Annotated in this window: 18 protein-coding genes; 5 read left to right on the top strand and 13 right to left on the bottom strand. The window is 40.7% G+C overall.

Annotated features, from left to right (window positions below):
* The first annotated feature begins 437 nt into the window (after window positions 1-437).
* Window positions 438-1235: a tyrosine-protein phosphatase gene (locus tag AAW12_RS11815; RefSeq protein ID WP_046673829.1), complete on the top strand. Its 798-nt coding sequence runs from the start codon at window positions 438-440 to the stop codon at window positions 1233-1235.
* 4 nt (window positions 1236-1239) lie between these two features.
* Here the strand turns inward: AAW12_RS11815 and AAW12_RS11810 are convergent, their stop codons facing one another.
* From AAW12_RS11810 to AAW12_RS26260, 8 genes are all read right to left on the bottom strand, one after another.
* Complete coding sequence (locus AAW12_RS11810) at window positions 1240-4062, bottom strand: collagen binding domain-containing protein (RefSeq protein ID WP_046673828.1); 2823 nt, start codon at window positions 4060-4062, stop codon at window positions 1240-1242.
* Between the two features lie 15 nt (window positions 4063-4077).
* Window positions 4078-5154: a hypothetical protein gene (locus tag AAW12_RS11805; protein ID WP_156167627.1), complete on the bottom strand. Its 1077-nt coding sequence runs from the start codon at window positions 5152-5154 to the stop codon at window positions 4078-4080.
* Window positions 5138-5953: a molecular chaperone gene (locus tag AAW12_RS11800; RefSeq protein WP_046673826.1), complete on the bottom strand. Its 816-nt coding sequence runs from the start codon at window positions 5951-5953 to the stop codon at window positions 5138-5140. Before AAW12_RS11800 ends, AAW12_RS11805 begins: the two co-directional genes overlap by 17 nt.
* Before the next feature lie 91 nt (window positions 5954-6044).
* Entirely contained in the window at window positions 6045-6626 is a 582-nt protein-coding gene (locus tag AAW12_RS25465; protein WP_053003642.1) for a hypothetical protein, read from the bottom strand.
* Between the two features lie 218 nt (window positions 6627-6844).
* Window positions 6845-7372 (bottom strand): hypothetical protein, encoded by a 528-nt coding sequence (locus AAW12_RS11790; RefSeq protein ID WP_046673825.1) that lies wholly within the window; start codon window positions 7370-7372, stop codon window positions 6845-6847.
* Between the two features lie 238 nt (window positions 7373-7610).
* A complete protein-coding gene (locus tag AAW12_RS11785) occupies window positions 7611-8441 on the bottom strand; it encodes a helix-turn-helix domain-containing protein (protein ID WP_046673824.1) in 831 nt (276 codons plus the stop codon).
* Window positions 8442-8621: 180 nt separating this feature from the next.
* A complete protein-coding gene (locus AAW12_RS11780; RefSeq protein WP_084823153.1) occupies window positions 8622-10202 on the bottom strand; it encodes a FimB/Mfa2 family fimbrial subunit in 1581 nt (526 codons plus the stop codon).
* Between the two features lie 44 nt (window positions 10203-10246).
* The gene (locus tag AAW12_RS26260; protein ID WP_156167626.1) at window positions 10247-10423 is read right to left on the bottom strand and encodes a hypothetical protein; all 177 of its coding nucleotides are present in this window, start codon (window positions 10421-10423) and stop codon (window positions 10247-10249) included.
* 1263 nt (window positions 10424-11686) lie between these two features.
* Here AAW12_RS26260 and AAW12_RS11775 point away from each other — a divergent pair.
* Complete coding sequence (locus tag AAW12_RS11775; protein ID WP_046673822.1) at window positions 11687-11923, top strand: hypothetical protein; 237 nt, start codon at window positions 11687-11689, stop codon at window positions 11921-11923.
* Window positions 11924-11973: 50 nt separating this feature from the next.
* The gene (locus tag AAW12_RS11770; protein WP_046673821.1) at window positions 11974-13776 is read left to right on the top strand and encodes a hypothetical protein; all 1803 of its coding nucleotides are present in this window, start codon (window positions 11974-11976) and stop codon (window positions 13774-13776) included.
* 283 nt (window positions 13777-14059) lie between these two features.
* On the opposite strand, the gene AAW12_RS11765 is transcribed toward AAW12_RS11770, so the two are convergent.
* The 5 genes from AAW12_RS11765 to AAW12_RS11745 form a co-directional block, all read right to left on the bottom strand.
* A complete protein-coding gene (locus AAW12_RS11765) occupies window positions 14060-14848 on the bottom strand; it encodes an HAEPLYID family protein (protein WP_053003641.1) in 789 nt (262 codons plus the stop codon).
* 39 nt (window positions 14849-14887) lie between these two features.
* On the bottom strand, window positions 14888-16066 hold the full coding sequence (locus tag AAW12_RS11760) for an aminopeptidase C (RefSeq protein ID WP_053003656.1): 1179 nt from the start codon (window positions 16064-16066) through the stop codon (window positions 14888-14890).
* Window positions 16067-16074: 8 nt separating this feature from the next.
* On the bottom strand, window positions 16075-17202 hold the full coding sequence (locus AAW12_RS11755; protein WP_197084023.1) for an acyltransferase family protein: 1128 nt from the start codon (window positions 17200-17202) through the stop codon (window positions 16075-16077).
* A 187-nt stretch (window positions 17203-17389) separates the two neighbouring features.
* Complete coding sequence (locus AAW12_RS11750; RefSeq protein WP_046673820.1) at window positions 17390-18460, bottom strand: endonuclease/exonuclease/phosphatase family protein; 1071 nt, start codon at window positions 18458-18460, stop codon at window positions 17390-17392.
* A gap of 86 nt (window positions 18461-18546) precedes the next feature.
* Complete coding sequence (locus tag AAW12_RS11745) at window positions 18547-19632, bottom strand: mechanosensitive ion channel family protein (protein WP_231585257.1); 1086 nt, start codon at window positions 19630-19632, stop codon at window positions 18547-18549.
* A 324-nt stretch (window positions 19633-19956) separates the two neighbouring features.
* Here AAW12_RS11745 and gldL point away from each other — a divergent pair, with 324 nt between their 5' ends.
* Complete coding sequence (gene gldL / locus AAW12_RS11740) at window positions 19957-20769, top strand: gliding motility protein GldL (protein ID WP_046673819.1); 813 nt, start codon at window positions 19957-19959, stop codon at window positions 20767-20769.
* 30 nt (window positions 20770-20799) lie between these two features.
* Window positions 20800-22335, top strand: a complete 1536-nt coding sequence (gene gldM, locus AAW12_RS11735) for a gliding motility protein GldM (protein ID WP_046673818.1) — start codon at window positions 20800-20802, stop codon at window positions 22333-22335.
* The last annotated feature ends 13 nt before the right edge of the window (window positions 22336-22348 follow it).

The raw sequence follows: 22348 nt of genomic DNA, 5'->3' as shown, positions 1-22348 counted from the left end.
TTTCTATTTTTTTATTATACTGTCTTAGGCTTTTGTCTTAAACCCAGCATATATGGCTTTTGCAATATTTTAAAGAGAATGCCAAGATACTCAAAAATTAACAAGCAATTAAACAATCTCCTAAAATATCAATAACAAAAACCTATTCTTTGTTATTTGTCCACCATGGGGGGACAAGCAAGTATTATACCGAAACTGTTACAAACACGAATTAAATTGTAAAAAACATAAACAAAAGCAATTGGATGCTTGTTCCATTTCAAAATGCGTTTTCTCAGTTGTAGCTTCCAGCCTGATAAACAAAAAAACTGGCATATTGTTTGTAAAGTTCTTCGCTGGATACGACAAAGAAACTAATTGCCACCACGATCATATATTGTATAACCATCAAAATAGTATGTATCCCAATTTAACTTAGCATTTTTAAAACTATCATTATGGGCTTTTTTAGCAATTTGTTTGGTACCAATAAAAAATCATCCATTAGACCCTTGGCGCAGCTGGAATTTCTGGAAGTTGACATGCACAATCATCTGCTGCCGGGAATCGATGATGGCAGCAGTTCGGTACAAAATTCGCTCGCTTATATTGAAGGATTGCAACGCCTGGGATTGAAGAAATTTATCTGCACACCGCATATTATGGCTGGCGTTCATCCCAATACCAAATCAAATATAGAAGAAGCACAGTTTAATCTTGAAAGTGGTCTTAAGAATATCGGTAGTAAGGTTGAGATCTATGCCGCTGCCGAACATATGATTGACGATGGCCTTTCCGATCTTGTTCGGGATAATGAGCTTTGTGTTATGCCTGGAGGCTATGTACTCATCGAAATGTCCTATTTATCCGAGTCGAAAGCGTTGTTCCATACGATTCTTGCTATCCAAAAATTAGGTTATAAACCCATTCTTGCACATCCCGAAAGATATAATTATTATCATGGTAATTTTAACATGTATAAGCAAATTAAAGATGCCGGTTGCCTGCTACAGCTGAACCTGCTATCCATCAGCCGATATTATGGAGTCGACGTCAAAGCAATCGCGATGACTTTATTGAAATCAGGTATGTATGATTTTGTAGGCACTGACCTGCACCATGAAAAACATCTCAAAGCACTTACAGATATTGCTGAAAAATATCCTGTACGAGAAATGTTAAAAACATCTCCCATTTTGAACCAGTCCCTATTAGATCATATCAGTGATGTCAAATCTCAGCATATCGCCGGATAGCATTTTATTGTCCAAACCGTTTGACATTGACCTTTTTTGACTTCACTTTTAATACAAAAGGCTCAAGGACCAAGTCGGCATTAAGTTTCACCGTTCCCGATTGTGCCTCTTGATCGGTAAATACGTTTGTCGGGAAGCTCGCATTATCTAAATAGAAACTATAGGTGCCCTCCGGCAGGCCAAACTCAACATGTCCATCCTTATCGGTACGCATTTCGACGACCCTTCCGTTATTGTCTTTTGCCAACACTTTGTAAATATCCAAATTCAGATCAGTCTCCAAGCTGAGCCCTTGGGTATACTCGACGTGAACAGCTCCCTGTACCATCCCCCCACGCTGAAGCGGAATCTGGACTTCTAAATTTGACTGCTGTATCACGATTTCCTTCGAAACCGCCATATACTGTCCCTGCTTTGGCGAAAAAAACAAGTAAGAGCCATACGGTAATTTTTTAAAGGAAGCGTATCCCGCTTTATCTGTTACAAAAAGGATCCCTTTTACCGTAAAGCTATGGTCAACCATCGGAATATCCCCTTTATCAAATATGCCATTAAAATTTTTATCCTGAAAACAGAAAAAACGCGCATTCCCTGTCTTGATTGCTGGACGATCAAGATTTGATCCTTTTAAGTTTTGCCGAACACCAATGCGTAAATTATTGAAATCATAGTCATATCCGGTTTTCATGACACTGTAATTGTATTGAAAAAGACCGGTGAGCAAGGTATTTTTCAGCACACGGTAATTTATGCTCGCGTTCCCCCCAAAACTATTCCCATAACTGCTACTCAGATTCGCCCGGGCATTGGCCGCCCACTGTAATCTCTCCTGCAACAGGGTACCACTTACACGGGGCCCTAAAGAAAAACGGTTTCCAAACGAACGTCCTATTAATAGTGCACTTACCAGATCTGAAATTTGAAAAGCGCCCTGTTGGTAAGAAGCTGAAAGTCCCAAACTTTTGTAGTTGTAATTTAAATCTGTACGTACCGCGAAAAGCCCCGCAGCTTGATCGCTCATTGACACAAGCCCTGTCTCAGTAGTTACATTCAAGTTGTGCTGCAGGTTACGCGACCGCACATTCACCGTTGACAATAGGCGCCATGAGGTTGACTTCAGTTCACGAGTACCTGCGGCAAACATATAGGTTCCAACCTCCCGATTATAGTTTGGCAATACGGATAGTGTTACAAATGAACTCAAGGGGGTATACATGCTTAAATCCCAGCGGGAAGATTGGCTCGCATAATTGAGAAAACGTGTATTCAGGTAACTTGGGTTATAGCGGTAAAAGGTATAACTTAGCGCCGCTGATAACTTACCCCAATTTCGATTTAAACGTTCGACAAACTGCAAAGAACCACGACGATTACCTGTATAATAAGGAGAACTATAAAAATTATCGGAGCTAAAACTCCATTTGGCAAAACGCTGGTCCATTCGCATACCCAATGCCCATGAAGGCATGGATGAATCCCGCCCTACTTGTTGGCCGTTTTGGCTTTGAAGTCCAGCAGCGACAAATCCGCGCAGCACGGTGTTGCCTGCATATTTTTGTTTCAGAAAATCAAAAGAATTTGCCCATAGCAGGCTTGTTGTACTATCTAAACCATTGCGATCGTAAAAAAGCTGACCTTCGTAACGTCGGTGCTCAGGCTTATTTTCCCCCAGCACCACCTTTCCAAAAGCTGTATAACCGGGATCGCTGGAAGAGCTGTAATCCAGCAGATCCACAGCGCGCTGCAACAAGCCTACTGTAAAATTGGCGGCCCTTGCCGTATCGATATGATCAAATTTGACGCCTCTTCCGAAGGCCGAAGCCTCCATACTTTCCTGCAAATTTCCGACCGTGTAGGTATTATTTCCTTTCTGAAAGGCAGCAAAAGTATTGCTTAAAGCAGGCCGGTCCATCCCACCCGTTTTGGTCAGATAAGCACTGTATCTTAGCTGCCCATCGGCTAAGCGATATTCTCCCTCCGCCCGTAAATAAATGGACTTTTGTTCGCCGAGCAGGTTATCGAACTGCAAATCAAAAAAATTACGCGAATATGCGGCCAAATTACCCCGGTTGTCAAATAATTGCTGGTAATTTCGATCGGCCGCAATATTGGACAAGAGCACCGATAGATTTCCAAACACATCGCCGTTATCGTATAAACCTGTGACATTGAGCGTATACTGCGCCCTGTTTAACATGTATTTCTCCACAGCAAAACGGAGTATGAAAAGCGTATCACGCCCGGCTGGAAGGAAAAGGTTCTGTTCCTTAAATTTGGTATTGCCGATTCGATCCGGGGAGGAAAACAGGATTTTGATTTGTTCGTCCGTTGTACCATTATTTATCACCCGTGTCCGGATAAAGATGGAGTCACCCACATGCTTCAGATACTGCTGTTCCGAAACATCCTGCAGGATCACTGCTTTTTTGGGTGGCACATCGATAGCCATTGTCTTGTTGTCGACCATATGACCCTGTGAATCCCGAAGCTGAACACCAACAGTTTGTCCCCTAAGCTGAGCGGGCGCCTGGACTTGTAGACGTTGGGTAATAAATCGTTTTTTACCCGCAGCCACCGTAAATGTTAAACGATCCGACCCTAGGGCACGCAAACCCTGCGGCAACAGCAACTTGAGCTCGCCCATAAAATCCTGCTTGCTGTTGTTGATCAGCTGCAGATCGATACTATTGAGACCAGCTTCCAAACGAAGCTGCTCGGGCAAAACGAGTTGCACCGACTTTTCCTGCTGTGCCCAAACGAACTTGGCCAGCAGCAATAACAGCGCGAAGACTGTAAATCTAATCTTATGAGAAGAGCTTTTAAACACGCAGCGGAGATCAAACTATTGTGGAATCAATAAATAAAGGAGAGACACGCTATAGCTTCCAGATTTAGAAGCCGACACCTGATCAGCCGTCAGATTCGCTTTATACTCCACATTAAAGGTTTGCGCTTGCTTTTTATCCACCGAAGCCGCCGATACTGCAACTTGTTCCTGTGTCGTTAAAAACACTTTGGGGTTGGATCTTATCCTGTTTATTCCCGTTCCTGCAGTTAATTGAAGTGACAGTGTCGACAGCGGAAGTGTTCCTCCACCATTGCGAACAAGCTCACTATCGACCGACTTAACACGGAGCTCGTAGTCCGTTATAGAGTTCACGCGGATTGCATTTGCAACCAACGAACTCACTCCCTGCATATAATCTTTTTGTGTCGAAAACTGCAAGGTGGCATTCGTCGCATCTGCGGCAATCACCAAGCTGTAATCAGGCTCCATATCGACCATCCCACCGTCAGTCAGACGCGGCGGCAACTGCATTTCATAATTAATTTCCTGTGTCCCCAACACTTTTCCGCTTTCACTATACAGCGTAAACAATAAGGGAATGCGGTACTTTAGGTACGTATATTGATCAGGACTCAGATAATCATCCAGATACTTGCCTTGAGCAATGGTCAAGGCGCCATAAAGCTGATATTGCAGATAATAATTTCCATTGGAACTAATGGGTTGTTTCGCCCGGTTAATCAGCAGCACATCGTTACTATTTTGCAAAATAATCGGCGTGCGGCTTGCGCCGATACCATCAAGACGAAAATTCGCTTCATTGTTGTCTCCGGTCCAGCGCAGACTGATCTTGTCGACGGGAAATGTGTTGCCACTGCGATTCTTCCCACCAGCAATGGTCCGTATTGGAGCTAATAGGCGCACGGCGAGCGACCAATTTTTCTCGTTCACATTGAGACCATTCAGGTCAAATTGAAACACATTGAATCGATCCGGCGTTGTTTTACCCAAGTAGGAAGTCACTTCGAAATAATTATCCGACCAGACTGAAAAACGCAATTGCGCAACAAGAGGTAAGGCTGAAAACAAGCCACAAATTAAGAGTACTACTATTTTAGTTCTTTGCCACATGTTTAAATTCCAATTCCGCGATCTTCACCACATCCTGATCGCCATAAAACGCCAATACTGAAACGAGGTAATTCCCAGATTTCAACGATTTGGGAATTGCAATATATTGTTTACGCTTATCACCGGGCAAGCAGTAAAAATTAAGATTGTCCACCACTTCTTTTTCTCCTGTTTCCTGATTTAAAAACTCGGCACGCAATCTTCCTTCCAACCAGATATTGCCGGTCACATCGTAACTGACCTCGAGAAACTGCCCAACAGAATCCACATCTTTGTAAACCAGGTTTGTAATTTCAAGATCGGGCGTTTCCCTTCCATTGAAACGATGATAAACCTTTACTCCCGAACGAACAGCTAAACGGATATTAGCTCCTTCCTGTTTTTCTCTTGCCCTAGGGTTCAACTGCGTTACAAAAAGCATTGCCGTATGAACGGGTACTTCGGCCGTGAATTTTGCTTCCTTTGGCACCTGCATATTCAGTTGCAATCGTTTTGATTCACCAGGTTTCAGCGAGAAATACGATTCCGATACCGACAGCCAGTTTGCGCAGCTCGTTGGCAGCGTCCCTTTTGGACTCAGTTCATTATCACCAACGGCTGAATAAGACCAATCTTCAAAAGACACCCCCAATTCAAGTGTATAATCTTTGCTCGGATTTGTCACATCCACATATTGCGTTTGCGCCTGCCCGGCATCGCCCACAAAATACAATCTGGGCGGACCAACTGTCAATCCCGTTTGAGCAAAAGCTATTGTAGCCGTAAAAAGCAAGAAAAATGAGGCAATTAGGTTTTTCATAATAATACAATTTGGCATAAAAATACATAAAAAAGCAGGTATCTTCCGATACCTGCATCTATATGATTTTCATAGCGTAGAATAGGATCTACTAGTTTGCTGCGATTGTGTATACCACATCGATGGTATATTTTGCTTTTGTATCTTTACCACCATTACCCAACAATTCTTTTACAGTTGCTTCATTAAGTGGCTTACCAATGTATTTTACGTCCAATTCTTTGTTCAATACAGAAGATTCCGCTGTACTTGTGCTTCCAAAAGGACCAAACTCCATGTTTACATCTGTAGAAGCAGTTTTACCATCCACTTGAATTTCAATTAATTTTTTAGCATCGTATGTGTTCGCACCATTTCCAGCTACTTTATTGAATTGGCCGTTAGAAGACAAAGTCGCTTTCACTTTGTAACCAGAACCTACCGAAGATACTTTCAATTGTTTTGCGATCAATTTATTAACCCCATTTGTATAGTCAGCTGCCTTTTCGTATTTCAAGGTTACTTCGTCATCATAACCAGATGTAACCTGGCCATCTTGCCCAGCACCGCTACCAATTTCGATCGATTGAAAAGGATTCAATTCAACATTCACTTTTACTTTTGCTTGTGATTGTGCGTTTACTGCAGTTACTGAACCGATGATCGCTGCTGCGAAGAAAATAATTTTTTTCATTTTGAAGTTTTTATAATTTAATATGACTTATTCGTTATTATTTATCCTCTTTGGACAAAACAAAAGTACAGCAGGAAATGAGGCAAAAAGTATGAATTTGTGCCCAAAAAGTATGAAAAAGGGAGTGTGTAAAATGTTGTAGCTATACAGCTACAAAAGTCTGTAGCGTGATCACTACAGCGCAAGGTACTACAACAAAGGATTGAATTTAGGGAATATTATCTTGTTTCGATGCTATAGAGCACATCGTTTGTAAAAGTTACTGTATTGTTTTTCTCTACGTATTGCATTAAGCCGTCAGCTCCAGGACCAGTGTAGGTAACATCGAACAGTCCATTGAGTGTCGGGGAATCTGAAGAAATGATCGTTTCCTTATTGTTAGAAAGGACGCCGGTAGTAGTATTTACTGCTTGTCCTACATGAGTGGCAGTAGCTTTAACACGAATCAATGGTGCGGGAATTTTTTCTGTCTGTGCCTGACCGAGCTTTATAAAATCTTGATTGGCCAATTTGACCTTCACTTCATAGCCCGACGTACTAAATACTGAAAGATGTGCTTTTTGGACAGACTCAACGCCATTTTGATAATCTGCTAAGGTACGGTAGTCCAAGGTAACGGTCGATTGATCTGGATTAATAACAAGATGCTGCACATCGTAGAGCTCAATGTTCAATCGAACGCCTGTCTGTGCGAAGGCTGTGCCTCCTAAAAGAACCAATCCCAAAAACAATATTCCCTTTTTCATAGCCTACTATCTTGTCCTTTTAATAATTGTATAGACCATCTAAGATATGCCGTCCAACAGTCCTTATCTCTTTTGAATCTTTAGCAATTTTGACGCCAAAAGAACGTGAATTTTCACCGTGTGAATATTTCATACGCTTTCGTTGTTCTACTATAAATATACCTTTTATAAAAAAAACGAAAGAATAAGAACAATTCTTTTTAATAGGAAAACATGTATTATTTTTAATACAGAATGATTATTGCTGCCAGCGCTTACGGTATTCTGTTGGTGTGAGGGCCGTTTCTTTCAGAAAAAAGGTACTAAAGTTATTCACGTCTGTATACCCCAATTCCCAAGCTACTTGTTTGATACTGAGTGAAGATTCCACAAGAAGCTTCTTACTGACACGAAGCAATTCTTTGGTGATAAGTTCTTTGGGTGTGGTACCCAAGGTCTCTTTGGTGAGATTGGTTAGTTTTTTACTTCCTATATTTAATTGATCCGCGTAGAAAGCGACCTGTTTTTCTTTTTTTACATGTTTTTCAACCAGATCCTGGAAACGCCTTACCAAGGCCACATCTGTTCGTTGCCCCAGTAGCTCACCCGATTGCTTATCTTCTGCATAGATAGCAGCCAAGAGCACGATCTGCTTCACGATATTATGTGCCAGATCGCGGTAAATTGCTTGATTATAGTTTTGCTTAGAAAGTTTCAGCTGCATACCGACAAATTCATAATAGGTCGCATACTCCATAGGCACGCTCAATGTCCGATAGGTGTATTCATTTTTATTAAAGGACTTGAAGTTTCGAAGGAAGGCCGTATCGACCTCCGTACGCGCAAAAAAACTTTCCGAAAAATAGATAATTAAAAAGGCACGCTGCTCATTTGGGTTGGCTTCGATTTGTATCCCGCGCGGAATCAAAACCAGACTATATTCCTCAATCTCAGTGATCTGTTTATTAATCTGCATGCTACAGCCGCCACTTGACACAAAAAGAACGACATAATTCTCTTTAGCTGTCGCATCCTTAATTTCCGAATACTCCTGCGTTACACCAATGACCCGATGAACTCCAAATTCCATAATAATTATTTACCGCAATAATACCCAAATAACATTTTATAATGCTTAGACAGGGAGCAATTTAGCAAATAATTTTTGGAAGCAGTCAATTGGTCATGCAAAAAAGCATTCCCCAGATCGGGAAATGCTTTTTCATTAAATTTATTATCCAAATAAATTACCTCATCATTGATCGACCTATTATTTTCTTACGCACCGAATTTGATAAGCGTAATTTGCTTCAGCCGGACCAACATTGATTGACCATCCAGCATCACCTTTCGAACCCGTCATCTGTAGTCTTTGGTTACCTGCTAGTAAATACAAACCTTGAGACCCCATTCCATCACCACTATTGTTATCGTTATACGATCCACCGTAAGGTAAGTACAAGAATTTATAGCGATCAGCACCAGGGTTACCCTGCTTTCCAAAGAACATCCCCAAGTTGGTGTTTAATGTACCATCATACGTATCCACATATCGAGCAGGTGCCCATGCATTGACATCGTGAGGATTATCTTTTCCACCGCTATTCGTATTATTGATCAATTGGTTGATCTCATCAGCCGTCGGTAATCTCCAAGTATTTACAGGTAAAACCAACGAACACGGATCTTGAGCCGCCCCATTGATATCACGTGTTGGGCGTTGATTATTAACATCGAAAACCTTAGGTTTAGCATAATCCGAAAACCAATAGTTTCCATAAGTATCATTTGTTTTAGCAAAACCATAAACAGGGTTTCCATCGCCATCAAGCGCATAGGTTAAGTTACCCAAAGCCCAGACCTCATCTCCAATATTCACTTCAATCGGCTTTTTAAGTGTGATATCTAATTGATATTTCACACCTGGCTTAATATTCCATCCCCCTTTGGATAAATTCTTCGCAGCACTTCCGCTAATCGAAACACCAGAAAGTACGATTGTCCCGTTGGCTGTCGCGGCAGTTGTAATAAAAGTTGAGTCTGAATTGATGATCGCTCCACTCGTATTTTTCAAATTAAAAGCAACCGGATTAGCCACTCCGTTAAAAGTCAAGGCTCCGCTCGCCAAGGCTACATCCACTGATGCATTCGAAGGCGCAATTGTAGCACCACTGATGCTTGTTACCGTACCTAATGCAGAAGCATCAAATTTCATCGTTACCTGTGAAAACAAATGCTCCAAATCAGCATTCAACACATTTTGACCAGCTTTTACTTCAAAAGGAACCTGATCAAGCATAAAGTCTTTATCTGCGGTCAATCCTTCGAAATTAACTGAAGCCAATGTTGCTCCCACAGCAATCGATGGTAAAGTTTTATTAGTGCCTGAAGCGTAAACGACAAAAGTGTATTTCCCTTGATCGATTTTGAATTCTGGCGCTGTATTTCCCTGCGTAAAGGATTTTGTTTCTTTATAATTACCTGCGGCATCAAAAATTGCAACGTAATATATTGTTCCTTGTTTTAAAGGATCCTGTTCGCTTCCAGTTGATACCGTAGCAGCACGATTAGATGCTTTAAGACTTGAAGAAACTGTAGTTTCCGCAGTCAATGTAGCCACTAATGTATATTGATTATCAAATGGAATTTCAACAGTTTGCACTGCAGACGCATAGCTACGTCCTACCGCAGCGGTTTTGACAGGATCCGCTTTCGCATAAGCTTGACCTATATTTAGACGGACAGTTGTCCCTTCACTGATAGCGACATTATTATCTTTATTACAAGCTGAAACAAATAAAGCAAGTGCCAAGATTGATGTTATTCCAAATTTCATTGTAAACCTATTCATGAAAAAGATTGTTTATATTACTAATTAATTAAATATGACCAATATTACCATTCGACATCTTGACTCTGTGTTTCTGTTTGCCAAGATTCCGTAATCGAATTGTTGTGTACTGAACCTGCCGCTACACTATATTCCAATTCAACATGTTGTTTTGTGATGCGAGGAGCAACATACACCAATTGAGCATTTGAATTAATCAAGTTTTCTTTGTTCGTTTTCATTTTTATATCTTTTAAAATGTTCTAAAGCGTTTTGCATGTTAATTTTCCAGTCTTCTCCGTCGAAACAAAATCAGTTGACAAAGAATGTGTTATCATAGAAAATATGGCTCTCCTTTTTCAGAAGTTGCACGAAAGTAGATAATATTTGGATTTTGAAATAAGATTTTAACCGATGTTTATTTTATTGTAGCGAAGCCGCTACAAGCAAGCAATTATGGAGACAATTCCATGACACTTCCTATTAATATACCCTAATAATTAGTGTAGAAAAGGTAAAACTTATCGCCTAAAATAAGGCAATCACAACTTGGTATTTGAACACCATTTACTTTAGTTAACAAAGCAATATAGTTAGTTACAAACAACACCATAAATGCCATTATCTGACAAGAACAGATAAAACCGTCAAGTAAAGTTAAATTGTTAACCAAATCGACTAATTCACTTTTTTATTGATCCCCGAACCAAAATGCCCATACCACCTTAAAAATGGAGAAATCAAGCCATTTTATCCGCTAACCGAAATCACTAGGGCATCGTATTCGGTTAAAATAGTTGTCAATACAATTTACTTAATATGAAATAAATGAAAAATTAAGAGGTCGCCTGTTGTTTTTATTTTTTCAATAATTTTAAATCATAAAACAATAAAAAAATCATTAAATTACCGAAAAACAATAAAATAGATTTAAATTAGTGTTATATTTAGGCAACAAAATGATTAACAGAATAATCATTATCTACATGTTCTCAACAAATACTTTAAAATACACTAACAGATATTGCTATTCAAATAAGGAAACCTAGCTAAAAAATCATATTTGTTTAAACATATTAATTATAAAATAACAAATAGCCTCAAAATATTTTAAAACAGCTAAAACAAAATATAAACACACTTGTTAAAGCTATGTTAAACAACATATATAGAAACCAAAAAAATTACGAAAAGAGCCATTTTTTGATATAAATCGTATTGATTTAGAAAAAATAGGGCTATTATTTTACAAATGAGAAATTACTTTTATCGGTAAACCAATTTAGATTTAAAAAAAGTTTACAATTTTTTTTTGCACAAGTTGATATTAAGTCGTAATATTACAATTCAATTCGGAAAAGTATTGCTAACCGACATTAGTATAGTATTAACAATTAAATTAGAAACATACAAACAGACAAATAAATTTAAAATACGTTCGTGAGAACAGCATCACTTGTCTATACGCAAAGACAAAGCTGTTTGGTAACGATTGTATTTTTAACATGAACAAAGGTTTAGAATTGTCCATTAAATTTAAACCCCACGCTGACAACGGCGTGGATTATCCAAATAATATTATCATGAATAAGAACGCAAAAAAAATGTACGTAGCTCCGTCCATCAAGGAGCACGTAGTTGAACTGGAGCAAGGTATTGCTGCTGGTTCTACCGGAACACCAGCACCGACTGACGGTGGCTTTGGAACAGGCACGGGAAGTGATCAACTCGGAGAAGGATAACAATTAGCTTAAAACAGCAAAAGAATTTATTAAATTATTTAAAGAAATTTATGAACTTTTCAACTATTAAAAAGGCTAATTGGATTGTCGCGACCGTTCTATTAGCCACTTCGGGAATGCTTGCAACAAGCTGTTCCAAAGATAAAAACGCTCCTGTCGAACAAGGAAGCGAACATGAAGGCACTAACCTCGTTTTATCCGTCAGCGGTATCAATGAAAACAATGACACTGTTGTTAAACAAGGATCAACAAACGGTAAAGCTGCAAAGTATAATGTGCAGTCCTTTTCTGATGTCGATGTCGCAACGACTGTTGACAATAATGTACCATTTGTTTCTGCTTCGGGTATCGCAGTAAAAGGGTATAATGGATCAAGTCAGGTAGCTGCTGCTGGTTCAAATCTGCGCGCCGCTCTTGCTAGTGGCGTTACTTACCGCCTATACCTTCTTTCATCAGATGGCACACAGGTTATTTCCTCTCAACAGTTTACTGTTGGTGGCAGCGGAACAATTGCTGTAACCCCAGGCACAACCTACAAATGGGTAGCGCTTTCGTACAACAACCAAGATGCCATCCCAACGATTACAACTGGAAACACTTCTTTATTGATGCCACAAAATAAAGATATTCTTTATGCAAGTGGTAATATCACTGTACCAAGTACTCCAGGATCTAACGTATCATTACCGATTACGTTCAATCACGCATTTTCTCGTTTAGCAATTGAACTAAACTCAATGGGCGTATTTGGGCCAATGAACTCAGGTACAGTTTCTGTGACCGGCTTAACATTGCGAACCGGAACAATCAACCTGGCGACAGGAGCAATTACACCTGAAGCAACTACATTTACACCAACGGTTAATTGGAGTAGCTTTACCAACATTGATCCTGCTTATTCAGATGCTAAAATTGTTTATGCTTATACCGCAGGAACAACAGCGATAAACAACATCGGCGTGTCGGTATCCAATCTGGCAATTACACATAGGGATAATAATACTGCACGTACATATGGATCGGCCACTCCTATCAATATGACATTTAGTGTAACTCCTGAGTTAGGCAAGAGCCACCGATTGTTGGCGAATATTGTGGAATCTACTTTAACTTCAAGCCGCAATACGGTAAAATGGGCAAGATCTAACTTGTATTATGATCCTAGTGTTGACAATGGCCATAATCCTTATAGATTCTATGCGAATAATACGCAAACTGCAACCACAGATGGAAGAGGCTATTTCTCTTTCGGAAGTGCCATTCCACGTAAATTTGTTTCCAGTACTGTTGCCAAACAAGACCCTTGTGCTTTAATTTATCCACAAGGACTTTGGAAACAACCTAGCAATACTGACTTCGCTCCGTACACGACTGGAAATGGCTTACTCGCAGATGTACTAGGAAACCTTTTAGCTTTAGTTATACCTGCACCTGCTCCAGGCGCTAGCGGTCTCGGCACCAATTACATGCAGTATACGCTTGCAGCAAGCAATAACGGAAGTGGAAATCCTGCTTTTGGCGCCAATTCCAATGTCTTAAGATTCTATCACAATGGTGAGATTACTAACGTCAATGTGTTGACAGATTTTGGTTCTGATGGTTTGGTCACCTTAAACCTTGGCAATAGCTATGGCAATGAGACGGCTTACTGGACAAATGTATCTGCAGTTAACTTATTGGGCTTAGCTGGTCTTGGTGGCTGGGGCTTCCATGGTGCAAACAAGAGTACAGCTCTTGGTTCGCAATTCGTAGGAGCTTTAGGCACAGCTGAACTCCTAGCAAATGTTGATCTCTTGGGACTAAATGTCGTTAGTTCAACATTCAAAAACGTACGTTGTGTACGCGCCAACTAAAATGCGCTAATACGGCAAAATCCTTTACGAAGCGGCTTGATGCATATCAAGCCGCTTTTTTTATAAAAATACTGTAGTTTCCTATCTACTTTTTACGATTTTATAAGATTACTAAAATTTTTTACATCGTAAGTTTCATATTATTTTTTACTTTTGGCTCGTCAAGTCATTTTTTTTGCGTTCGACTTGATAATATTAATGGATATAATGGGGCGAAGGCGTTCGCCCCATTTACTTTTTATCCCGTCATCAAAAGCACATTTCATACATAATTTTCAGCAAATTACAATTGATAGATCAGCCTCCAAAAGGCACTAAGCACTTTTTCTTTGCCACTAACCGGCAATCCCACAGCCATACCAATGGCTATTTTGTTGCTCAGCCCTAGCTTAATTTGGGGATGCAATGTCGTTTGTATCCCATCCGAAGAAATTTCCTGATTGACCTCAATACCAATAAAGTGATCTGTCTGCGGTATGGTATAATGAAATGAGGTATTCATCTGCCATGCCGTATCCATACCCGATGAACCATAACGATAGGCGAATTCTGGCCCCGTGTAAATCAATGCATGCCAATTGCTATACCAGTTTTTGGCGGCTATAAAAAATGGATTAAACACGGTACCACCATCCACAAAATCAAAGATCTGTGTATACCCAACAGCCAAGGTTGTTGCCTGCTTTTTAGAAACATAAAAGGAATACTGCGACGATAGACGCAACCTTTCCAATTGATTGCTGGATGACACATTGGCCATGCGGCTTTTTGAATATGCAAAATCTGTTTCAGCTTCCAATCCCAATCGATCTATAGGCGCAAATTCATACTCCATAAGGTAGCCAAATTCATCAGCCGAATGCATTCTTTTAATATCAGCGCCGACATTAAATTCCTTCTCCCCTTTCCGCGCACCGAGATCCCGGACAAGATCATTATATAAAGGTTCGGCATGATGCACTTTATCGGGTAAGGATTTATTTTCTTGGGCGAGAGCGCCAACCGAACAGGTTGTTGCAAATATAAATAAACATGCGCGCAAGCATCGAGAAGTAAATTTATTGTTTTCCATAGCACAAACATCCGTCTGAAATATGGAAAGAACTGGGAATCAGGAAAGGCCAAGCTTCAATCTAAAATCGGGGCTCAGCCCTGCTTTATGCAAAATTATTGTCAGGGTTTTAAAACGGACAAATTCTTTGGATACATACAGATATCCATGATATTCATTGGATTTCCCCCAAGAATTTTTAACGCGATAATATTCCTTTCCCTGCTGATCTTTTGCAAGCCCAACAATGTGCATCGCATGGTCATCGGTTGTTTCCCAATTGTCAAAGGCCGCTTGCCTTTCCGCTGCCGACACCTTTTTTTCTCGTTGAGGTTTAACGAACATGGCATCCTTTTCCTCAGCCGTCATCTGATTAATCGATTTTTCGGGAACATAGGCAACACCATAGTTCCAGGAAAATCCAGGATCTGAGATATCGGTTGTCCAGGCCACTGTAAACCCCTTTTCTAATGCATGATCAATAACAGTGGTCAGATCATCCATCTGTACGTTATAAAACCGGTCGAAGGACCAGTTGTCGGGTACCAATAACACAAATGGCTTGTAATAGGATTGGTCCGTTACCGAGGCTAAACCCACATAATCATCCGGATTTATCCCAATGAACTGATCCGCAAATGTGCGGGGGGTATACACCTTACCTTCATAATTGAATTGTGCTGGTAACTCCCCTAAGTAGGCATCCATTGTCGCGATATATGCTCGCTCCCAATTTGATGTCAGTCGTTTGTTTTTGACCAATACCTTAAGCATGGTATTCAAAGCCGGCGTCAGCTCACTAAAATCATTGTAAGTCGCCTCGCCTCGGAGTCCCGAATACGCCGACCTGGGCATTGCACCATATTTACGGTAGGTATTCAATACATCGTGTAACTGCCCACCTTCTTTCATTGACAGCCCGCCATGCAGCCGCACAAAGGTACGGGCTTTCTCCAGATAGGCCTGACGTGCCGTATATATCTGCGAAATATCAATTGGTTTTTTGCCCATTCTAATCATTTCAGATTCCAGGAAAGAATTGCCCGTATAGGACCAGCAGGTATTTGAGGCTCCCTGATTTTTGACCGAGGTGCAACCCAAATTGATCAGGTCTGTAAATACAAACTCAGATTTAATTCTCTTCTGTTGGCTTTTGTTGTATAATTTCAGTCCATATCTTACAAACAGTGACAGACAGGCCACTATCAACAAACCAACAATCCATTTATATTTTTTCATAAAATCCATTATCGTCCTCCACAAATGATAGCTGTAAATTTGGGCAAAAAGGACCGCATGATGCTATAGCTCAGCAATCCCAGTATTATTATAAGCGTAGGACAAGCAAAATATAAAAATAACAAGGCCACATCAGAATGTGGCCGCACTAATGTAAATAAGAATTTGATCACGAATACCAAGGGTAAACGATGATACGCAAAAACGAAAAAACTACCATGCGTCCAGAAGGGACCCATTTGCCATTTTTCTTTTTCAATAAAATGCGCGGACAATGCCACAGCGAACACAAGCCCCGTCATAATTCCAGCACAATACAGATAGCTCCACCAGTTGATACCTAAGAAATAAAATTGGGCGATCACCAATAACAAATACAGAACTCCTGATTGATACAGTACTGGTTTCATTATTTCTACAAAATTCTTTTTATTGATACTGAAATAGGCCCCCGCGGCAAAGAAAAAGTATGATACAGTGCTTAGTCCCGGCTGATAAAAATAAGGGTTGATGACCCAGATTATACCTAAGAGTATAACGGCATAAACTTTTAGCCTTTTAATGAGGAAATAAAGCAATGGGGATGTGAGCACCACCACCATCAGATCACGTATAAACCAAAATGGAGAATTGACGGGAAGAGTCTTTTCGACATGCGGGTTAATATGCGATGTATCCCAAAAAGACCAAATCCATTCCATCAAACTATAATCTGTTACTAATTTATTTCTTCCCGACATCAGACTTCCCGAGAGAAAAGTCTGTGCTAGAAAGAAGAAAAGGAGCACAACAACATTCCAAAAGATATAAGGAATGAACAACGAACGGAAACGTCCTTTTAATTTTTTCAGGTAAACTTTAAATGAAAAATTTTCCGTTTTGTAAAAGAACAAAAAGCCAGAAATTAAAAAAAAGAGCGGTACGCACACCTCGAAAATGACTTTGGAAAATAGAAAAAAAGCGTGTGTGAAAATGGGATAGTTAACCAAATTGATGCTTTTAACGCCTTTAATAACCACATCAGAGAAGTCGGTATGAATAAATACCACGCCAACAATTAGTGGGAAACGCAGAAAATCGATGGTCTTGGACAACAGCTGTTCGTCGTCCAGTTTACTATGATAATCTTTATCCATTCGTTAGATTTAAAGAAAATGATCAGTGCCTGTTAATTTACATATTTCTGTCGATATTAGCACACAGTTATTTAAATATAGACAAATTAAAACAACTGAATAACAACTACTTGCACCAAATCTCTATTGAACAGTTTTTACATAAAAGGTACCTTATCTTTAATAGTCAAAAGCTGACTCCTGCCTATTAATTCCGATTGTCACTTTCTTCCTCTTTTCCATCAGCAATCATTTCATTGACTTCGGTCATATCACCTTCCTCCAGGTGCTCAATATCTTCCGCCTGCTCTTCGGAGTAGCGGTCGATAAAAAAGGTACAGCCCATTGGAAAATGATCCGATCCAACAGAAGGATAAATAAAAAGTTTATCGATAAATACCGTTGGACTATGAAACAACAGATCCAAGGGTACCCTAAAAAACCAATAATTGGCATGAAAGGTGGAAAGAATACCCCGGCCAATACGTGCATCGATCAATTTGCTGGTTTTTTTGAACAAGAGCGAAGATTTGGCCCAAGCGACATTATTAAAATCCCCTGTAACAACCACGGGCATTTTATAATCGCGCACCCGCTTGGCCACACTGAGCAGATCGCCATCTCTTTCTTTGGAAGTTTCCTCTTCGGTCGGACTCGGCGGCGGTGGATGTACAGCAAAAAAGACAAAACGATGTCCATCGGCGGTTTCCAGTTCGGCTTCAATACTCGGAATATCATCCGCTACAAAATAATGCACCTGACATTTGTTGATCTTCAGATTGGAATAAAAATGCATACCATAGGTATTGTCCAGGGTTACCTTCTCAAAATTAGGATAATCACTTTCCAGCACACGTAAGGCTTTTTCCCATGCCGCATCGCTTTCCATGGTCAAAAAAATTTGCGGCTTTTCTTTCTGAATCAGGTCAATGAAGCGGTTATACGCCGTATTGAATTGCAGCACATTACAGGAGATCACTTTAATACTATCCGATGCATCTTTGCCCTTTTCATATTTTTCACGACGCCAAAATTTGGTGTAGCGTATCAATATATAGGCATGGTATACGATCAGCGCCAACTGTACTACCTGCAACCACCATATCCATGGGTCTTCCCCCACAAGATAAAAACCCATCGCCAATGCGGGCACCTGAAATACCAGCAGCTGCAGCTTGACAAATTCGGCTACCCGAAAGATCCAATGTTGGCTCTGGATGAAAGGTAATACACTCAGTAGAATTAATATTCCCGAGAATACAACGTAGAAAATCAACATATCGCTAACGCTAACATTTTAAACAAACTTAAATAAATTACACTTATTTTTCAACAGATTATCATTTCTCGATCGCTACCTAGCTATTACAGCCCCTTTTGCGTACTCTCCTGATAATCTACCCGTGTTCTGGCTAATGCATCCGGGAAATTCGTGTGGATATAGGCAATCATCTGTTCACGTATATAACAGCGTAGGTCAAAAGCCTGGCCTGAATTGCGGCAGCTCATCAGGCATCGGATCTCCATGGTACGTTCTTTAAGATCTGTCACCTGAAGCACGTTTACTTTACCGTCCCAAAGCGGATGCCCGGTGAGTAAGGCTGTCAGTTTCTCACGCAGTAGCACTACAGGTACGGTAAAATCCGTATAGATAAATACGGTTCCTAGTATCTCCGAAGTCGTGCGCGTCCAATTTTGAAATGGTTTTTCAATAAAATAGGTAATGGGCAGTACCAAGCGGCGTTTGTCCCAGATATTAACGACCACGTAGGTCAGATTGATTTCCTCCACACGGCCCCATTCCCCTTCAACAACCAGGACATCGTCCATGCGAATGGGCTGCGTAAAAGCGATCTGAAAACCAGCAAGCAAATTTCCAAGGGACTTCTGTGCTGCAAAACCGATAATGATACCGCCAACTCCCACACCTGTAAGTAGGCCAGCGCCGATCTTTTGCATGCTATCAAAACTGAGTAGGATGATTGCCAAGGAAATCACAATGATCAGAGTAACCACCACTTTTCGAATAAAGACAATTTGTGTCCTGATCTTCCGTTCCCGCAGGTTATTTTCCTTATTGACATCAAAACGATGGTAGAGGTAATCTTCAAAAACCTTGATTCCCTGGATCAGCACCACCGCAAAGAAGCTAACGAGCAAAAGCTCGTTGGTTTTGCTGACCACGCGGAGTGTTCGTTCATTAAATTGGGCAAAGGGCAGCAAACTATTAAAAACAATTAATGGTATAAAAATACTTAGCACGCGGTTAAAACGTCTTACAAAGGAACGAAATAAACTATAAGACTCCTGCTGGATGGCCTGTCTGCGCAAAAGTGGTATAAAAATCAGTTTGATCAAAAAACCTATTAAAAATGAAAAGAGGATTAATGCAATATTCCAGAGCCAAGCGGGCCAGGTCTGTGAAAGTTGAATTAATGTTTCGTTCATCATGCTGTTCTTTCTTTGTGTTTACGACTTACATCTTATTTAAAGTATAACTGCTAAGAAGGCCTAACGTTTGTTTTATTTTGAGAAAGATCGATTGGAGAGAACGAATTTTGACTGCTGTGGACTCCCGTTTTTTTAAAATTTGCAGGGAATGCAAACCTCTTTTGGTATGTTTTTTGAGTCTACAGAGCCAATTGCAGACAACTAACTAAATATGTGATTTATCGGATGTATACTATAGAAACAACATTGACCGTTTATTAAAACGGATATAGATGAGCGCATAAGCTTTCCAAGAAAATTAAACCAAAACATAATAGATTAACAATGAGCAAGAAAAAAGACAATTCTAGATGGCTGAATGTGGCCATATCCTGGGGAGCGAGTATCGTCATCATCGGGGTACTATTTAAGATTCTACATATTGGTGGCACCACAGCCAACTATATGATCGGAATCGGTTTAGGTGTAGAGGCCTTCCTTTTCTTTTTAATGGGTTTCAACCCGCCAGCACCAGAACCGGACTGGACCCGCGTTTATCCCGAATTGGACGACAATTTTAACGGCGAGCTTCCACAAAGAGGAAAAACTGTGGTTGCTCAACCGGCAGGGCCATCGGCAACTGCAGCTTTAGATAAAATGTTCGCCGATGCCAACATTGAACCGGCAAGCATTGAAAATCTAGGTCGTGGCCTACGTGATTTCAGTGAAAAGGTATCAGCTATCAATAAACTGTCTGATGTTTCATTAGCAACAGAGGAATTTACGAATAAGCTCAGAACAGCAACTTCCAAATTTGACAACCTGAGTCTCGCTTTCGAAAAAGCTTCGCAAAACCTAGTCGCCATGTCAAACACCTCTGGTGATACATCCAACTACCACGAGCAGGTAAAAAGTCTGACGACCAATCTAAGTCAATTAAATGCGATGTATGAACGTGAGTTACGCGATTCGGCATCACATTTACAATCGATGAACAAGTTTTATGAAAACCTAAGCTTTACCATGCAGAACTTCAACGAATCGCTGGATGATTCCAAAGCGTTTAAAGATGAAGTGGGCAAGCTAGCGAAAAACCTCAATGCCTTGAATGCCATCTATGGCAACATGTTGAGCGCGATGAATCAACCGCGTGTGTAATTAATTCTTGTATCACTTAAATCAAAAACAATGGCATTAGGAAGAGAAACTCCAAGACAAAGGATGATTGGCATCCTCTATCTGGTCTTGCTCGCCTTATTGGCGCTCAATGTACCGGATTCCATCTTGGATGCATTCAAAAATATCAACAACAGTCTCGAAACATCCAAGTCGAATGTCAGCACGGCCGTTCAGCAGCTGTTCACCGCATTCGAAAACACCAAATTAAAGGAAGAACCCGCACGTGCCAAGCCAATTTATGAGAAGGCTAAAAAAGCACAGGCTATTATTGGGGAACTCAATCAATATATCGCTTCCTTAAAAGAAGAGTTCGTTAAACAAGGCGGTGGCTATGATGAAGAAAAGGGCGATCTTGCCCAACGTGAAAACGAAGACATCTCCCCAAATTTGATGATCAACGAGAAAAAGGGTACCCAATTAAAAGACAAAATCAATACAACGCGTACCAAACTATTGGCCCTACTGACACCTGAAGAACAAAAAATGGTTTCATTCTCTTTGGAGGCAAAAGATCCGGAGAAGGCTGTAAACGGCAAGAAATCCTGGGAGGAAATTAATTTTGGCAGTGGTACCCCTTTGACCGCAGCCATGACGATTTTGACCAAAATACAGACCGACGCACAAAACGCCGAGTCTGATGTGGTTAAGCTTATTTTAGGTAAAATGGATCAGGCCGTCGTGAACCTGGACAAATTTGCAGCGGTTGCTGTGGCTCCGACTTCTTACTTGGTACAAGGCCAACCGTACAAAGCCGAAGTATTTCTGACGGCATCCGATTCCAAATCTGAACCGACCATTTCGGTCAATGGATCATCGCTTCAGGTGGTGGATGGAAAAGGTGTTTATTCGGTCAACACCAGCCGTGAAGGCATCTATACCTGGACTGGGGTAATTAAAGTCAAACAGACAGACGGATCTTATAAAGAATATCGTACACCTGTACAGACCTATCAAGTAGCTCGTCCTTCGGCAGTGGTATCACCAGACAAAATGAATGTACTGTATATTGGTGTAAACAACCCGATATCGGTATCAGCTCCCGGTACATCTACCGATAAAATCCGTGTCAGCATGAGTGGGGGTAGTATTTCCAGTTCCGGTGGTGGTAAGTATAATGTGAAAGTAAGTTCTCCGGGTACAGCACATATCTCGGTCTCGGCTGAGGTGGCACCGGGAAAAACACAAACTTTGAGTTCGACAGAATTCCGTGTGAAACGTATTCCGGATCCGATTGCCAAGTTTGCGGGCAAAACAGGCGGATCAATGGCTACCGTAGCATTGAAAGCACAAAATGCACTTTTTGCCAAACTGGATAACTTTGACTTTGATGCAACTTTTAGGGTCACCAAATTTACGATGATCATTGCTAAGCCGCGTGCGGATGCAATCGTACTGTCCACTTCTGGTGGCCAGCTGAGTTCAAGCATGTCATCAGCCCTTAATGGCATTGTACCAGGCACACGCGTTATCTTCGACAATATCGTTGCTGTAGGTCCTGATGGAACCTCTAGACAGCTCAATGCAGTTGCTTTGACGGCCAATTAATGTAAGCGACCTG

The organism is Sphingobacterium sp. Ag1, assembly GCF_000988325.1.
Lineage (GTDB): Bacteria > Bacteroidota > Bacteroidia > Sphingobacteriales > Sphingobacteriaceae > Sphingobacterium.
The sequence above is the reverse complement of the archived record's forward strand: the minus strand, read 5'-3'. Positions and strand labels throughout refer to the sequence as shown.

Bases quoted from the DNA above. Each gene is read 5' to 3' on its own strand.
- AAW12_RS11790 (WP_046673825.1), bottom strand. From the start codon at position 7,372: ATGAAAAAGGGAATATTGTTTTTGGGATTGGTTCTTTTAGGAGGCACA.
- AAW12_RS11780 (WP_084823153.1), bottom strand. From the start codon at position 10,202: ATGAATAGGTTTACAATGAAATTTGGAATAACATCAATCTTGGCACTT.
- gldM (WP_046673818.1), top strand. From the start codon at position 20,800: ATGGCATTAGGAAGAGAAACTCCAAGACAAAGGATGATTGGCATCCTC.
- AAW12_RS11760 (WP_053003656.1), bottom strand. From the start codon at position 16,066: ATGAAAAAATATAAATGGATTGTTGGTTTGTTGATAGTGGCCTGTCTG.
- AAW12_RS11785 (WP_046673824.1), bottom strand. From the start codon at position 8,441: ATGGAATTTGGAGTTCATCGGGTCATTGGTGTAACGCAGGAGTATTCG.
- AAW12_RS26260 (WP_156167626.1), bottom strand. From the start codon at position 10,423: ATGAAAACGAACAAAGAAAACTTGATTAATTCAAATGCTCAATTGGTG.
- gldL (WP_046673819.1), top strand. From the start codon at position 19,957: ATGAGCAAGAAAAAAGACAATTCTAGATGGCTGAATGTGGCCATATCC.
- AAW12_RS11765 (WP_053003641.1), bottom strand. From the start codon at position 14,848: ATGGAAAACAATAAATTTACTTCTCGATGCTTGCGCGCATGTTTATTT.
- AAW12_RS11815 (WP_046673829.1), top strand. From the start codon at position 438: ATGGGCTTTTTTAGCAATTTGTTTGGTACCAATAAAAAATCATCCATT.
- AAW12_RS25465 (WP_053003642.1), bottom strand. From the start codon at position 6,626: ATGAAAAAAATTATTTTCTTCGCAGCAGCGATCATCGGTTCAGTAACT.
- AAW12_RS11745 (WP_231585257.1), bottom strand. From the start codon at position 19,632: ATGATGAACGAAACATTAATTCAACTTTCACAGACCTGGCCCGCTTGG.
- AAW12_RS11800 (WP_046673826.1), bottom strand. From the start codon at position 5,953: ATGAAAAACCTAATTGCCTCATTTTTCTTGCTTTTTACGGCTACAATA.
- AAW12_RS11805 (WP_156167627.1), bottom strand. From the start codon at position 5,154: ATGTGGCAAAGAACTAAAATAGTAGTACTCTTAATTTGTGGCTTGTTT.
- AAW12_RS11775 (WP_046673822.1), top strand. From the start codon at position 11,687: ATGAACAAAGGTTTAGAATTGTCCATTAAATTTAAACCCCACGCTGAC.
- AAW12_RS11750 (WP_046673820.1), bottom strand. From the start codon at position 18,460: ATGTTGATTTTCTACGTTGTATTCTCGGGAATATTAATTCTACTGAGT.
- AAW12_RS11755 (WP_197084023.1), bottom strand. From the start codon at position 17,202: ATGGATAAAGATTATCATAGTAAACTGGACGACGAACAGCTGTTGTCC.
- AAW12_RS11770 (WP_046673821.1), top strand. From the start codon at position 11,974: ATGAACTTTTCAACTATTAAAAAGGCTAATTGGATTGTCGCGACCGTT.